We start from the raw sequence: 15160 nt of genomic DNA, 5'->3' as shown, positions 1-15160 counted from the left end.
CACTGCTAGCGCGTTCAGAGTTCAGGACTCGGGCCGCGTTCCAGATAAGTGGTCAGCGCGATATAGCTGCGCGTGCCGGTAAAGCCTTCGATCGCGTGGATACGCGCGAGCAGTTGTTCGAGCGATTGCGTGTCGCGCGTGCGGACCTTGAGCAACATTGCGCTCTCGCCCGTCACGGTATGAATCTCCTCGACATCGGGCAGTTCCTGCAGCGCCAGCAGTTGCCGCGTCACCGCCCAGCTCGTCGTATCGACATGCACGAACGCGAGCAGCGGGCGATTTAGCCTCGCGCCGTCGAGCGCGGCAACCGTGGCCTTGATCACGCCTTCCTTCTTCAAACGGCGGGTACGTTCGTGGACCGCGGGCGCCGACAGGAACAGCAGCTTGCCGAGTTCCGCATAAGTGCGCGTGGCGTCTTCGGCGAGCAGTGCGAGCAGCTTGCGGTCGGTATCGTCGAGCGAGGCCGGGCCCGGTTGAGTGCCCGGCGTCCGGAGCGCCCTGCCGCTGCGCGTGGAAGGTGAGCGCGGACCCGTGCTCATGGTTTTGCGGCGGAATCGTTACCTTCTTGTGCGAGTCCCTCGCGCAAGGCTTTGCGGATCACCTTGCCGGTCGGCGTCAATGGCAGGCTGTCGACAAAGCGGATCTCGCGCGGATATTCGTGCGCGGCAAGGCGCGTTTTGACGTGATGCTGGATCTCGCGCACGAGCGCCTCGTCGCCGACAAAACCGGCCTTGAGCACTACGAACGCCATCACGATCTCGGTGCGCTCGGGATCCGGCGCGCCGATCACGGCCGCCATCGAAACAGCCGGATGACGCAGCAAAGAATCTTCGATCGAAGCCGGTCCGATTCGATAACCGGCACTCGTGATCACGTCGTCGCCACGGCCGACGAAGCGGATGAAACCGTCCGCGTCGCGCGTGCCGAGGTCGCCAGTCAGCAGAAACTTGCCGCGGAATTTTTCGCGCGTGGCCGCCTCGTTGCCCCAGTAGCCGAGGAACATGACCGGATCGGGCGCGGCCACCGCGATATCGCCGATTGCGCCGATTGCGCCTTGCGGCAGTTCATTGCCGTCCGTGTCGACGATCGCGACATGATGCCCGGGCACCGCGCGGCCGATCGCGCCGAAGCGCGGCTCGAACAGCGCCGCGCACGAGGACACCACCACGTTGCACTCCGTCTGCCCGTAGAACTCGTTGATCGTCACGCCCAGCGCCGTGCGGCCCCAGCCGATCAATTCCTCGCCGAGCGATTCGCCGCCGCTTGCCACCGAGCGCAATGCGAGGCCCCAGCGTTCGGGATGCTCGACGCCGCGCATCATCTTCAGAGCGGTCGGCGGCAAGAATGTATGCGAGACCGCGTGACGCGCCATCAGATCGAACGCGGCCTCGCCGTCGAATTTCGCAAAGCGGCGCGCCAGCACCGCGACGCCGTGATGCCACGACGGCAGCAGCACGTCGAACAGGCCGCCGATCCACGCCCAGTCCGCGGGCGTCCACATGAGCGTGGCGTGCGCGGGAAAGCCCTGCTGCGACATCTCGACACCCGGCAGATGGCCGAGCAACACGCGATGCCCATGCAGCGCGCCCTTCGGCTTGCCGGTCGTGCCCGACGTATAGATGATCACCGCGGGATCGTCGGCGCCCGTGTCGGCGGGCGTGAAGCTCACGGGCGCGCTGTTCAGCGCCTGCCAGAATGAATGCACGGGCGCTTGCGGATCGCCGTTGTCCTGATCGATATCCACGCTGAAGACATGGCGCAATGCCGGCAATGCCGCGCGGATTTCGTCGACCTTCCGCACGCCGGCGTGATCGGTGATCAATGCCACCGCGCCGCTGTCGCCGAGCCGGTGCTCGATCGCGTCGACGCCGAACAGCGCGAAGAGCGGCACGGCCACCATGCCCGCCTTGTAGGCGGCGAGATGCGCGAGCGCCGTTTCGATCGATTGCGACAGAAAGATGCCGATGCGGTCGCCGCGCTGCGCGCCCGCCGCGAGCAGCGCATTGGCAAAGCGATCGGACAGCGCCTTCAACTGGTCGAACGTATAGCGGGTGGCGTTGCCCTCGGCGTCCTCGTAGATCAGCGCGAGACGGCCCGAACTGTCGGCCCATTTGTCGCATACATCGACACCGATGTTATAGCGCGCCGGGATGTCCCAGGCGAAGCTTGCCGTGAGCGACTCGTAGGTCTGGCCGTCGAGATTCATCCTGTCTGCTCCTGCAAGCCCGTCGGCGGTTGATAGCGCGGGAAGCCGTTATATTCGATCGTACGCTGCGCTTCAGCGAGCGGCCATGAATGGCGCGCGTTCGGCACGCCGCCGTCGACACGGATCACTGTACCGTTGATAAACGCCGACGCCTCCGACAACAGAAAGACCGCCGCGCTGGCCAGTTCCGATTCCGTGCCGAAACGCTGCAACGGCACCTTGTGCTTCAGCGTGCGCAGCAGCGCCTGGTACTCTTCGTTGTAGCTGTCCATGCCCGCTGACGCAATCCAGCCGGGCGCGACCGCGTTGACTCTAACGCCGGCGTGGCCCCATTCGCAAGCGGCCGTTTCGGTGAAGTTCCATACGCCCGCACGCGCCGCACCCGAGTGCCCCATGCCGGGCATGCCGCCCCAGATGTCCGCCAGCATGTTCACGATCGCGCCGCCGTGATGCTGCATCCATTGGGTATAGCACTCACGGGACATCAGAAACGTGCCGTGCAGATTGTTGCGCACGACCGCGTCCCAACCGTTCAGGGAGATCTTTTCGAGCCTCGCGGGGAATTGCCCGCCTGCGCAGTTGAAAAGGCCGTCCACGTGGCTCAGATCCGTGATGATGGAAGCGATCGTTTCACGGACCTGCTGCTCGTTGCGGATGTCACAGGAATAAATCTTGTGGCCGTTGCCGGAGGACGGATGATCCGTTGCCAGTTCGGCTTGCACCGCTTTCAGCTTGTCTTCGCTTCGGCCGACCAGCGCCAGGGTCGCCCCCAAGGACGCCAGTTCGTGAGCCGTGCATCGGCCAAGTCCGCTGCCCGCGCCGGTGACGATCACCACTTTGCCGGCGAAAAGACTTTCGCGGAAAACTGAACGATAGCCGCTGGATGGCGGCGAGGTACTCGACGAAGCTGCGGGCATTCGGGTGTCTCCTTCACGAACTGCGCTTTCGGTGTTTTCTGAGTTTAGCTCAAGTTTTGTTCGCGCGTTGTTGTCACCCTCAATTTTATTTCCCTCATTTCGTGCTTGATATTTCATTAATTTTTGAGCGAGGCTCAACTCCAGCCCACCCGACTTCCCGCGCGGCACCCACCGTCGTGCGTTCATCGAGCGCGCCGGTCAGACCGTCAACCGGCCGCGAACGTGGCCGCGCCAACGCCGCCCTCAGCTTGTCCCGATCCAGTTCCTTCTCCCACGCCGCAATCACAATCGACGCCACGCCGTTGCCCATCGTATTGGTCAGCGCCCGGCACTCGGACATGAACCTGTCGATGCCGAGAATCAGCACCATCGCCGTCACCGGCACGGTCGGCACCACGGAAAGACTCGCGGCCAGCGTGATGAACCCCGCCCCCGTGACGCCCGTCGAACCCTTGGACGTCAGCATCGTCACCGCCAGCAGCGTGATTTCCTGAGCGATCGTCAAATGCGTGTTGGTCGCCTGCGCGAGAAACAGCACCGCGAGCGTCATGTAGATATTGGTGCCGTCGAGATTGAACGAGTAGCCGGTCGGAACCACGAGACCGACAATGCCGCGCGAGCAGCCGAGCCGCTCCAGCTTCTCCATCAGTTGCGGCAGCGCGGCTTCCGATGTGGAGGTGCCGAGCACGATCAGCAACTCATCCTTGATATAGACGACGAAGCGCCACAAGCTGAATCCGCATGCTCGCGCAATCAGACCAAGGCCGCACGAGACGAACAGAAACGCGGTCAGATAGAACGTGCCGATCAGTTTCATCATCGGCAGCAAGGAGACGATGCCGTATTTGCCGATCGTGAACGCGATCGCACCGAACGCTCCGATCGGCGCGAGGCTGGTGATCATCCGCACGATGCGGAAAAAAGTTTTAGACAGCAGGTCGATCAGACCGATCAGCGGTTTGGCGGGTTCGCCCAGCACCGCGAGCGCGGTGCCGAACAACATTGCGATCAGCAGCACCGGCAGAATGTCGCCCTGAGTGAAAGCGCCAGCGAACGTATCGGGAATGACGTGTATGAAGAAGCCCGCGAGCCCTTCGCCGTGTGCGGCTTGCGCGGCATAACTCGCGATCGCGCCGGCATCGAGCGTGGCGGGATCGACATTAAAGCCCACGCCCGGTTTCAGCACATGCGCGGCGAGCAGGCCGATCGCCAGTGCGAGCGTCGACACCACCTCGAAATACAGCAAGGCCTTGCCGCCGACGCGCCCGACTTTGCGCATGTCGTGCATGCTGGCAATACCGGTCACGACCGTGCAGAAAATCACGGGGCTGATGATCATGCGCACGAGTTTGATGAAGGCATCGCCGAGCGGTTTCATCGCCACGGCGTCCGTGGGCAGAAAATGCCCCAGCGCCACGCCGATGATGATCGCGACAATCACCTGCACATACAGCACTTTGTAGATCGGTTTGCGTTTCATGTCTCCTCCGTTTTTGCGGGCAAGGCACGTCCCTTCCCTTCTGGTGGGAAATTAGTCACGCGCAGTTTGGTTGGATGGCGACGTGGATGTCGCCAGGGTGTTACAACACGGCGACCCAGCTGTGCCGCGCGAAATGGTCGCGCTCGAATGCTTCGATGTCGTGCAATGAAGCGAGCGTCAGATCGATGGTGTCCATGCCGTCGACCACCATCTGTTTATGGCGAGCGCCTAGTGGAAACGCAAACACGCGTCCCGTGCCTGACGTCACGGTTTGCCGTTCGATGTCGATATGCAGCGGCGCTGCGGGTTGCGTTGCCGCGTCATGCAACAGGAGGTCGATTTCGTCGCGTTCAAGTTGCACGAGCAGCAGACGGTTGTTCATCGCGTTCGAATAGAAGATCTCCGCGAAGCTCGGCGCGATGACCGCCTCGAAACCGGCTTGCTGAAGTCCCCACACCGCGTGCTCGCGGCTCGACCCGCAGCCGAAATTCGAGCCGCCGATCAGAATGCGCGCGTCATCATACTCAGCCTGATTCAGCACGCAGTCGCCACGCGGCTCGCCTTGCGCGTCGAAACGCAAGTCATACAACAAGCCTTCCTTGAGCCCCGCCTTGTCGATAATGCGCAGAAACTCCTTCGGCATGATCTGATCGGTATCGAGGTTTTCGATTGGCAAAGGCGCGGCGGCGCCGTGGATTTCGGTAAGTCTCATGACTGCGTCTCCAGCGTGCGGACGTCGGTGATGCGCCCGGTCAATGCGGCCGCCGCCGCCATCGCGGGGCTCATCAGGTGAGTACGGCCGCCACGGCCCTGGCGTCCTTCGAAGTTGCGGTTGGTGGTCGAGGCACACCGCTCGTCGAGCGTCAGAAAATCGTCGTTCATCGCGAGACACATCGAGCAACCCGGCTCACGCCATTCGAAACCGGCCTCGCGCAATGTCGCCGCGACGCCTTCGGCTTCCGCCTGGCGTCGCACGCTGCCCGAGCCGGGCACGACCATCGCGCGCACGCCCTGCGCGACGTGGCGCCCCGCGACGATCGACGCGACGATGCGCAGGTCTTCAATGCGTCCATTGGTGCAGGAGCCGATGAACACGCGATCGATCGGTGTGCCCGCAATCGGCTGATCCGCGTCGAGGCCGATATAGTCGAGCGCCCGGCGTAACGCGGCGGCAGCTTCCGGTGTCTTTTGCGTGGCCGCAGCGGGAATCCGTTCGTCGACGGCGATGGCCTGGTCGGGACTCGTGCCCCACGTGACAAACGGCGCGATATCACGCGCATCGAATACATGCTCGCTATCGAAGCGCGCGCCCGGGTCCGATTTCAGTTCGCGCCAGTCGCTCATCGCGGCGTGCCACGCGGTCTCATCGAGCGACGTTGCGTGTGCGCGGATGTAGTCGAACGTGGTGGCATCGGGTGCGATCAGTGCGGCACGCGCACCCGCTTCTACGGTCATGTTGCACAAGGTCATGCGTGCTTCCGCCGACAGCGACGCGATGGTCGATCCAGCGAATTCCACCGCATAGCCGCGCGCGCCCTGCGCGCCGATGCGACTGATAATCCACAGAATCAGATCCTTCGACGAGGTGCCATACGGCATCGCGCCCTCGATCGTGATGCGCATGGTCTGCGCGACGCGATACACCAGCGTCTGCGTGGCGAGCACATGCTCGACCTCGGACGTACCGATGCCGAAACCCAACGCGCCAAGCGCGCCGTACGTCGTTGTATGACTATCGCCGCACAACACGACCATGCCCGGCCGAACCAGCCCACGCTCGGGCGCGACGATATGTTCGATGCCTTGCAGCGGATCGTTCGCCGCATGCAACGCGATGCCGGCCTCCGCGCAATTGCGCGCCAGGTTGTTCGCGAGCAGCAACGACGCGGCATCGCGAATCACACGCGGCGATTCCGCGTGCGTCGGAATGATGTGACTGACCACCGCGAGTTGCTGCTTCGGCCGGCGCACGCGCCGCGTTTTCGCGGCCAGCGCGCTGAACGCTTGCGGGCTGGTGTATTCGTTCATCAGATGCAGATCGACGTACAGCAGCACGTTCTGTTCATCGACACGCGTCACGACATGCGAATCGACCAGCTTCTGGTAAATGGTTCGTGTTGACATGATGAAGGCCCGCGCGACTAGAACTGCAGAAACGGAAGGACGCGTTCGAGCAATAACCCGGGCGCTTCCTCGGGAATGTAGTGGCCGCACGGCAGCGCTTCGCCGCTCACATTGGCCGACCACTTCCGCCATTCGGCGAGGGGCTGGAAGCATTGTTCGATCACGCCTTGCGCGCCCCACAGCGCCAGGAAATCGCATTCGATCTTCCGCCCTTCAGCAAACGACGCGCGGTCGTGTTCAAGGTCGATCGTGATGCTCGCGCGGTAGTCCTCGCAGATGCCGTGCGCGGTGCCGGGGTCGCTCAGGCAGCGCAGATATTCGGCGTAGGCCGCGTCGGTGAATGGCGCGAGGCCGGCGCTGCGCGCGCCGATGGTCTGCTTCAGATAGAGGTCCGGATCCGCGCGAATCAGCGTCTCGGGAAACGGCGCGGGACGTACGAGAAAGAACCAGTGCCAGTAAGCGCGCGCGAAATCGAACGAGGTCTGTTCGTACATCGCAAGGGTCGGCGCGACGTCTAGCGTCACGAGCCGGGTCACGGTTTGCGGATGATCGAGCGCCATGCGGGCGGCCACCCGTCCGCCGCGATCGTGGCCGATCACGGCGAATCGGTCGAAACCTTGCGCACGCATTAGCGCGACCTGATCGGCGGCCATGCGGCGCTTCGAATAGTTCGCGTGGTCGTGGGTGCCCTGCGGTTTGCCGCTGTCGCCGTAGCCGCGCAAATCCGCGGCGATCAGCGTGAAGTGCTGCGCCAACGTCGGTGCGACCTTGTGCCAGATCGCGTGAGTTTGTGGATGCCCATGCAGCAGCAGCAAAGCCGGTCCGTTGCCGCCGCGAATCGCGTTGATGCGAATGCCGTCGACCTCGGCCGACGCGTCTGTGAAACCTGCAAACATCATTGCCTCCCATGTTTGAATGAAGTCTAATTGATGCCTGAAGCGATATGGTTTCTCTCAGCGCAATCCGGAATTAACTTTTAGGAACGAATCGATGGACAGCTTTTCCGACCTGAATCTGTTCGCGCTGGTGGCGCGCCATCGCAATCTCGCCGCGGCCGCGCGCGAACTCGGCGTCACGCCGCCGTCCATCAGCAAACGGCTCGCGCAACTCGAACAGCGTCTCGGCGTGCGCCTCGTAAACCGCACCACACGGCGCGTGAGCCTGACGGCGGAGGGCGAGATTTATCTGGCGAATGGCTCGCGCATCCTCGACGACCTCGCCGAACTCGAACAACTGGTCACGCAGAGCCGCGCCGAGCCGACCGGTCTGTTGCGCGTGAATGCGTCGTTCGGTTTCGGCCGCGCGCACATCGCCCCGGCTGTTTCGCGTTTCAGCGAGCGGTTCCCGTCGATGAAGATTCAGTTGCATCTGACGGACCGGCCGGTCAGCTTGCAGGAGGAAGGCTTCGATCTCGGGATTCGTTTCGGCGAAGTGCCGGATGCGCGCATCAACGCGCGCTTGCTGCTGAAGAACCAGCGTGTCGTATGCGCGTCGCCGGCTTATGTGAAGCGGCACGGGGCACCGCAAATGCCGCACGATCTCACGCGTCATGCGTGCCTCGTCTTACGCGAAAACGAATCGGCGTACGGCACCTGGCATTTCTCGCGAGGCAAGAAATCGGAGACGGTGAAGGTGGACGGTCCGTTGAGCAGCAACGACGGCAGCGCCGTGCTGAAGTGGGCGCTCGACGGCCGCGGCGTCGCTGTGCGTTCGGCGTGGGAAATCGCGGGCCATCTACGGCGCGGCGAACTGGTGCCGCTTCTCTCCGACTGGGCGCTGCCGAACGCGGACATTCACGCCATCTATCTGGAGCGGCACCGTTTGTCGGCCAAGCTGAGGACGTTTATTGATTTTCTCGGCGACGAGTTGCGCGAGAGCGTACAGGCCGCATAGCGAAACGCGTGCTCACCCTGCCCGCTTATTGCGCTGTTGGGCCCGGCTAGCGCGCCAGCGCAGCACTAAGCTGATGAGCGCGGCAAAGGCGGCAGTCGCCACGTAACCGGCGAGACGAATCGCGTCTTCGCCCGGTAGGCGCGAGATCAACAGAACGACTACGGCAAGTGCCAGCACGGCTAGAAGTCCGATGATCCATTTCATCTCTTATCTCCGCTCTTTTTGCGTAGCATACCTGCGCGAGATGCAAGATGAACCTCGTCGTTTACGCGGGCAAGCCTCTGCCCGTGCCATGCGCCTGCTGCAAAATGAAATCGATGAACGTCGACGCCGCGCGCGTGTGATGCCGGTTCGGCATATACAGCATGTACATGTGCGTGCCGAAGATGCTTAAGCGCCATTCATCGAGCGCGGTGAGCACGTCGCCGCGGCGCAGATCGTCCTGCACTACATAGTCCGGCACGAGGCCCACGCCGAGTCCGGCGAGCACCGCCTGGCGCAAGAACAGAAAGTTCTCGGAGATGATGCTCGGCTCCAGCAGCACTTCATGCCGTTCGTCGCGCAAATAAGCGGCTACCCGCAACTGCCGGCCGACCACTGCCGCGGTAATCAGCGGCGCCGTGCGCAGATCGTCCAGCCGCTGCGGCATGCCGTGCCTGTCCGCAAAGTCCGGCGACGCGCACGCCACATACCGCACCGGCCCCATGTCGCGCGCGACGAGGTTTTGCGGCGGCTCGGACATCACGCGCACGGCGATATCGACTTCATCGCGCATCAGGTCTTCAACGCGGTTCTCGAACATCACATCCAGCACGATGCCCGGATAAAGCCGCTTGAACGCGATCAGCCAGTCCGACATGACGAGTTGCCCGTAACCGCTCGGCACGCTCAGCCGCACGCGCCCTTGCAGACTTTGCCCGAGCGTGGTGACGGATTCGCGCGCGGCGAGCAGCGCGTTCTGGATCGTGCGGCCATGTTCGTAGAGTTGCAGACCGATCTCGGTCGGCTCCACGCGGCGCGTGGTGCGCCTCACCAGTTGCAGCCCGATGGAACGCTCCAGCTGATTCAAGTGGTAGCTCACGTTCGCGCGGCTCATTTTCAGCCGGCGCGCGGCTTCGCTGAGATTGCCCGCGTCCAGGATGTCCACCAGCAGGGTCAGCGAATTGACGTCCATGGCGGCGCCTTTGTCAAAGAAACTTTGACAGTCTGTCAACCGCCCATGTAATTGTCAATAAACCTTGACCGACTCACAATCGGGACAGTTCGCCAGATCCGGCATGCTTTGCCATGCGACCCACCACACTCAGGAGACGCCATGACCCCCAACCCTTCGGCCGATGTTGTCACGCGCGAATTGCGCGGCAAGGTGCTGCTCGTGACGATCGACCATGCGCCGGTCAATGCGTTATCCGCCGACGTGCGGCGCGGCCTGCTCGCCGCCATCGAAGCCGCGGATGCCGACAAGGCCGTGGAGGCCGTGCTGATCGTCGGCGCGGGGCGCAATTTCATCGCCGGCGCGGACATTCGCGAGTTCGGCAAGCCGCCGGTGCCACCCTCGCTGCCGGACGTGTGCAACCGCATCGAGGCGTGCACGAAGCCGGTCATCGCTGCGATTCATGGCGCGGCGCTCGGCGGCGGTCTGGAAGTGGCGCTCGCGGCGCACTACCGGATTGCCGTCGACGGCGCGAAGCTCGGCTTGCCTGAAGTGCAACTCGGCCTGTTGCCGGGCGCGGGCGGCACGCAGCGCACGCCGCGTTTGATCGGCGCGCAGGCCGCGCTCGATCTGATCCTGAGCGGCCGCCACGCCAGCGCGAAGGAAGCGCTCGCGTTCGGTCTGATCGACCGTCTCGGCAGCAGCGACGACATCCTCGCCGAAGGGCTCGCCTACGTGCACCAGTTGCTGGCCGCCCAAGCGCCGGTGCGCCGCACGCGCGACGCGTCGGCACTCAGCGACCGCGCCGCGAGTCTCGCCGCCGTGGCCACGGCGCGTGCGGAAACCACGAAGAAATCGCGTGGCCTGTTCTCGCCGCTGAAAATCGCCGACGCCGTCGAGGCCGCCATCGAACAGCCTTTCGATGACGGTCTGCGGCTCGAACGCAAGCTGTTCCTCGAATGTATCGACAGCCCGCAGCGCGCCGGTCTGATCCACGCGTTCTTTGCCGAGCGCGAAGTGCTCAAGGCGCCGGAAACGCGCGACGCCAAACCACGCGCGCTGAACGCGATCGGCGTGGTGGGCGGCGGCACGATGGGCGCGGGCATCGCCGTCGCGGTGCTCGACGCGGGCTTGCCGGTGACGATGATCGAACGCGACGACGCGTCGCTCGCACGCGGTCGCGCGCACATCGAAAAAGTCTACGACGGCCTGATCGCCAAAGGCCGCCTGAGCGTGGAAAAGAAAGCAGCGCTCATGGCGCGCTGGAGCGGCAGCACGTCGTACGATGCGCTCGCCGGCGCCGACCTCGTGATCGAAGCCGTATTCGAAGACCTCGCCGTCAAACAGGCCGTATTCGCCGAACTCGATCGCGTCTGCAAAGCGGGCGCGGTGCTCGCGACCAATACCTCGTATCTCGACATCGACGCGATCGCGTCGAGCATTTCGCGTCCCGCCGACGTGATCGGCCTGCACTTCTTCTCGCCTGCCAACATCATGAAGCTGTTGGAAGTGGTGGTGCCGAAGCAGGTCAGCGCCGACGTGGTCGCCACCGCGTTCGAGCTGGCGAAAAAGCTGCGCAAGACGCCGGTGCGCGCGGGCGTGTGCGACGGCTTTATCGGCAACCGCGTGCTCGCCGTGTATCGCAGCGCCGCGGACGCCGTGATGGAAGACGGCGCCTCGCCCTATCAGATCGACGCAGCTGTGCGCGCGTTCGGCTTTCCGATGGGACCGTTCCAGGTGGTGGATCTGGCGGGCGGCGACATCGGCTGGGCGGCACGCAAACGGCGCGCGGCCACGCGCAATCCCGCAGCGCGTTATGTGCAGATCGCCGACCGCCTGTGCGAGCGCGGCTGGTTCGGCCAGAAGACCGGACGCGGCTTCTATCTGTACCCCGAAGGATCGCGCAGCGGCACGCCGGACCCGGAAGTCGAAGCGATCATCGATGCCGAACGCGTGCGCGCCGGCATCACGCCGCGCAGTTTCACCGACGAAGAGATCATCCGCCGCTACATGGCCGCGATGATCAACGAAGGCGCCAATGTCGTGCATGAGCGTATCGCGTTGCGGCCGTTGGACGTCGACGTGACGTTCCTGTACGGCTACGGCTTCCCGCGCTATCGCGGCGGTCCGATGAAATACGCGGACATGGTCGGCCTGCCGAAGATCCTCGCCGACATCCGCGAGTTCGCCAAGCAAGACCCGCTCTTCTGGAAGCCCTCGCCGCTGCTGGTCGAACTGGTGGAACGCGGCGCAGATTTCGCGAGCCTGAACCAGAGCGTCTGAAACGGCGCATCATCATCGACTTGCATCAGGCTGACCGGACGCGCGCGTGCGCGCCGGTCGCTCAACCCAATCCGGAACACCCGCCATGGATCTGAACTTCACTCCCGAGGAAGAAGCCTTCCGCGCCGACGTGCAGGCCTTTCTGCGCGACAAGCTCCCGCAACGTCTCGCCGATAAGGTCCACGGCGGCCGCCGTCTTACGCGCGACGACATGGCCGAGTGGCACGCCATTCTCAACGCGCAAGGCTGGCTCGCCAATCACTGGTCTAAAGAGTACGGCGGCCCGGGTTGGAACGCGGTGAAAAAATTCATCTTCGAAAACGAATGCGCGCTGGCCGGCGCGCCGCGCGTGGTGCCGTTCGGCGTCAACATGCTCGGCCCGGTGCTGATCAAATACGGCAGCGAAGCGCAAAAGCGTCATTGGCTGCCGCGTATTCTCGACGGCTCGGACTGGTGGTGCCAAGGCTATTCGGAACCGGGCGCGGGCTCCGATCTCGCCTCGGTCAAAACCACCGCCGTGCGCGGCATCGACGCGCAGGGCGAGCACTACATCGTCAATGGACAGAAGACATGGACCACGCTCGGCCACTACGCGAACATGATCTTCTGCCTCGTGCGCAGCGCAACCGATGTGCGCAAACAGGAAGGCATCAGCTTTCTGCTGATCGACATGAAGACGCCGGGCGTCGAAGTGCGCCCGATCATCACGCTCGACGGCGAACACGAAGTCAACGAAGTGTTTTTCACCGACGTGCGCGTGCCGGTCGAGAACCTCGTCGGCGAAGAGAACAGGGGTTGGACCTACGCCAAGTATCTGCTCACGTATGAGCGCACCAATATCGCGGGCGTCGGCTTCTCGGTGGCCGCGTTCAATCGCCTGCGCAAGATTGCAGCGAAACAGCGGCGCAATGGCAGGCCGCTCGCGGAAGACGCCGCGTTCGCGGCGCGCATGGCGCGCGTCGAGATCGATCTGGAGAACATGAAGACCACCAACCTGCGCGTGATCGCAGCGGTGGCGGGCGGCGGCGTGCCCGGTGCCGAAAGTTCGATGCTGAAGATTCGCGGCACGGAGATCCGTCAGGAAATCTCGTCGCTTACGCGGCGCGCGATGGGCGCTTACGCGCAGCCGTTCATGGAGGAAGCCTTGCATGACGGCTTCGACGGTACGCCCGTCGGCCCGGACGAAGCCGCGAGCGCCGCGTCGCTGTATTTCAACAATCGCAAGCTGTCGATCTTCGGCGGCTCGAACGAAATCCAGAAGAACATCATTTCCAAAATGATCCTGGGACTGTAAGGGGCGCACGTCATGAATTTCCAGCACACCGAAGACCGCCGCATGCTGGCGGATACGCTGAACCGTTTTGTCAGCGAGCAGTACGGTTTCGCGACGCGCGACCGGATCGCTCAGTCTGACCAGGGCTATAGCAGCGACTTGTGGAGCCGCTTTGCCGAGCTCGGCATTATCGGCGCACTGTTCGATGAAGCGGACGGCGGTTTTGGCGGCGGTGGTTTCGATATCGCCGTAGTGTTCGAGAGCTTGGGCCGTGGTCTCGTGGTCGAACCGTTTCTCGATACGCTGATCGTCGGCCGCGCGATTGCGCGCAGCGGCAACGAAGCGCAAAAAGCCGTGCTCGGTGAATTGATCGACGGCTCGCGGATCGTCGCGCTCGCGCACGGCGAACCGGACAGCCACTATGAACTATCCCGCGTGACGACGCGCGCGGAGCGAAGCGGCTCCACGTGGCGACTGAACGGAGCCAAGGCCGTGGTTCAGCACGGCGAGCACGCTTCGCTTTTTCTGGTCTCGGCACGCACCAGCGGTGATGACGATAGCGAAGCAGGCGTGACGCTCTTTCTCGTGCCGCGCGATACGCCCGGTGTCGGCGTGCGCGGCTATCGCAAGATCGACGGCGGCCGCGCTGCTGAAGTGACCTTCGACACCGTCACGCTGAACGACGGCGCATTGCTCGGCACGACGGACGCGGGCTTCGCGACACTCGAATACGCGATTAGCTGCGGCGTGCTCGCGCTGTGTTCCGAAGCCGTCGGCGCGATGGATGTCGCCAAAGACTACACGCTCGAGTATCTGCGCACGCGCAAACAGTTCGGCGTGCCGATCGGCAGCTTTCAGGCGTTGCAGCATCGCATGGCCGATCTGCTGCTGGAGATCGAGCAGAGCCGCTCGGCTGTAATCAACGCCGCCGCGGCGCTCGGGGCGGAGCGCAAGGTGCGGGAGCGCGCGGTGTCGGCGGCCAAGTACAGCATTGGGCGAATCGGCGCGCTAGTCGCGGAAGAATGCATTCAGTTGCATGGCGGTATCGGCATGACGTGGGAACTGCCGCTCGCCCACTACGCGAAGCGCCTCGTGATGATCGATCATCAACTCGGCGACGAGGACCATCATCTCGAACGATTCGTGGCGCTAGGCCGCGAATGAGACGCCAACCGAGCGGCCACCTCCCGCCGGTCACCTCACGATGACGCGCTTGACGTTCAGCCCGGTCCGCCGGCGTTCCGTTCGTTGTCAGTCGGACATTCGCCAAAGCGAACTCACTCCGGCGAGTCCATGCCCGATTGCAGATAGTTCTGAATGCCGACCTTGTCGATCAACTCAAGATTCGTCTCGAGCCAGTCGATATGTTCCTCGGTGTCGTCGAGAATATGGGTCAGGATCTCCCGCGAGATGAAGTCGCGAACCGATTCGCAATAGACGATGGCCTCCTTGCAAGTGGCCTGCGAAATCTGTTCCAGCTTCAGATCGCACTCCATGATCTCTTTGGTTTCTTCGCCGATTAGCAGCTTGTGGAGGTCTTGCAGATTCGGCAGGCCGTTCAACAGGAAGATACGTTCGATCAGCAGATCGGCATGCTTCATCTCGCCGATGGATTCGTCATATTCATGCTTGCCGAGCTTGACGAGCCCCCAATGCTTGTACATGCGCGCATGCAGGAAATACTGATTGATCGCGGAGAGTTCGTTCTTCAGTTGCGAGTTCAGATATTCCAGGACCTTTGGGTCGCCTTGCATATTACCTCCGTGTTTCGTGTGCGAAGCCCCCGGCGCCGGCGAAGGATGATGGATCGGGCAGGATCTTCAGTGGCATT

At 63.3% G+C, this 15160-nt stretch carries 14 protein-coding genes; 4 read left to right on the top strand and 10 right to left on the bottom strand.

What is annotated here, in order from left to right; genetic code table 11:
- Positions 1-14: 14 nt before the first annotated feature.
- The 7 genes from B0G71_RS04280 to B0G71_RS04250 form a co-directional block, all read right to left on the bottom strand.
- A complete protein-coding gene (locus tag B0G71_RS04280; RefSeq protein WP_116139950.1) occupies positions 15-539 on the bottom strand; it encodes an Lrp/AsnC family transcriptional regulator in 525 nt (174 codons plus the stop codon).
- Positions 536-2206 carry an acyl-CoA synthetase gene (locus tag B0G71_RS04275; protein WP_116139948.1) on the bottom strand — a complete coding sequence of 557 codons (1671 nt, stop codon included), beginning with the start codon at positions 2204-2206 and terminating at the stop codon, positions 536-538. The genes B0G71_RS04280 and B0G71_RS04275 overlap by 4 nt, the downstream gene beginning before the upstream one ends.
- Complete coding sequence (locus B0G71_RS04270; protein WP_116139946.1) at positions 2203-3123, bottom strand: SDR family oxidoreductase; 921 nt, start codon at positions 3121-3123, stop codon at positions 2203-2205. Before B0G71_RS04270 ends, B0G71_RS04275 begins: the two co-directional genes overlap by 4 nt.
- 94 nt (positions 3124-3217) lie before the next feature.
- Positions 3218-4603 carry a dicarboxylate/amino acid:cation symporter gene (locus B0G71_RS04265; RefSeq protein WP_116139944.1) on the bottom strand — a complete coding sequence of 462 codons (1386 nt, stop codon included), beginning with the start codon at positions 4601-4603 and terminating at the stop codon, positions 3218-3220.
- 100 nt (positions 4604-4703) lie between these two features.
- Positions 4704-5315 (bottom strand): 3-isopropylmalate dehydratase small subunit, encoded by a 612-nt coding sequence (gene leuD / locus B0G71_RS04260; protein ID WP_116139942.1) that lies wholly within the window; start codon positions 5313-5315, stop codon positions 4704-4706.
- Complete coding sequence (leuC, locus tag B0G71_RS04255) at positions 5312-6727, bottom strand: 3-isopropylmalate dehydratase large subunit (RefSeq protein WP_116139940.1); 1416 nt, start codon at positions 6725-6727, stop codon at positions 5312-5314. Before leuC ends, leuD begins: the two co-directional genes overlap by 4 nt.
- Positions 6728-6744: 17 nt before the next feature.
- Complete coding sequence (locus B0G71_RS04250; RefSeq protein WP_116148315.1) at positions 6745-7623, bottom strand: alpha/beta fold hydrolase; 879 nt, start codon at positions 7621-7623, stop codon at positions 6745-6747.
- Positions 7624-7717: 94 nt separating this feature from the next.
- On the opposite strand from B0G71_RS04250, the gene B0G71_RS04245 reads away from it, so the two are divergent.
- Positions 7718-8620: a LysR family transcriptional regulator gene (locus B0G71_RS04245; protein WP_116139938.1), complete on the top strand. Its 903-nt coding sequence runs from the start codon at positions 7718-7720 to the stop codon at positions 8618-8620.
- Between the two features lie 12 nt (positions 8621-8632).
- On the opposite strand, the gene B0G71_RS04240 is transcribed toward B0G71_RS04245, so the two are convergent.
- The gene (locus B0G71_RS04240; protein WP_106279230.1) at positions 8633-8824 is read right to left on the bottom strand and encodes a hypothetical protein; all 192 of its coding nucleotides are present in this window, start codon (positions 8822-8824) and stop codon (positions 8633-8635) included.
- A 61-nt stretch (positions 8825-8885) separates the two neighbouring features.
- Positions 8886-9794, bottom strand: coding sequence for a LysR family transcriptional regulator (locus B0G71_RS04235; protein ID WP_116139937.1), 909 nt, complete (start codon positions 9792-9794; stop codon positions 8886-8888).
- A gap of 141 nt (positions 9795-9935) precedes the next feature.
- Here B0G71_RS04235 and B0G71_RS04230 point away from each other — a divergent pair, with 141 nt between their 5' ends.
- The 3 genes from B0G71_RS04230 to B0G71_RS04220 all read left to right on the top strand — a co-directional run bounded on the left by B0G71_RS04230 (position 9936) and on the right by B0G71_RS04220 (position 14493).
- A complete protein-coding gene (locus B0G71_RS04230) occupies positions 9936-12056 on the top strand; it encodes a 3-hydroxyacyl-CoA dehydrogenase NAD-binding domain-containing protein (RefSeq protein WP_116139935.1) in 2121 nt (706 codons plus the stop codon).
- An 85-nt stretch (positions 12057-12141) separates the two neighbouring features.
- Positions 12142-13350, top strand: a complete 1209-nt coding sequence (locus tag B0G71_RS04225; RefSeq protein WP_116139933.1) for an acyl-CoA dehydrogenase family protein — start codon at positions 12142-12144, stop codon at positions 13348-13350.
- Between the two features lie 12 nt (positions 13351-13362).
- Positions 13363-14493 carry an acyl-CoA dehydrogenase family protein gene (locus B0G71_RS04220; protein WP_116139931.1) on the top strand — a complete coding sequence of 377 codons (1131 nt, stop codon included), beginning with the start codon at positions 13363-13365 and terminating at the stop codon, positions 14491-14493.
- A gap of 113 nt (positions 14494-14606) precedes the next feature.
- Here B0G71_RS04220 and bfr read toward each other — a convergent pair whose 3' ends face one another.
- Positions 14607-15083, bottom strand: a complete 477-nt coding sequence (bfr, locus tag B0G71_RS04215; protein ID WP_106279220.1) for a bacterioferritin — start codon at positions 15081-15083, stop codon at positions 14607-14609.
- Between the last annotated feature and the right edge of the window lie 77 nt (positions 15084-15160).

Origin of the sequence: Paraburkholderia sp. BL27I4N3, from assembly GCF_003386115.1 — a bacterium.
In the GTDB taxonomy this organism is placed as follows: domain Bacteria; phylum Pseudomonadota; class Gammaproteobacteria; order Burkholderiales; family Burkholderiaceae; genus Paraburkholderia.
The sequence above is the reverse complement of the archived record's forward strand: the minus strand, read 5'-3'. Positions and strand labels throughout refer to the sequence as shown.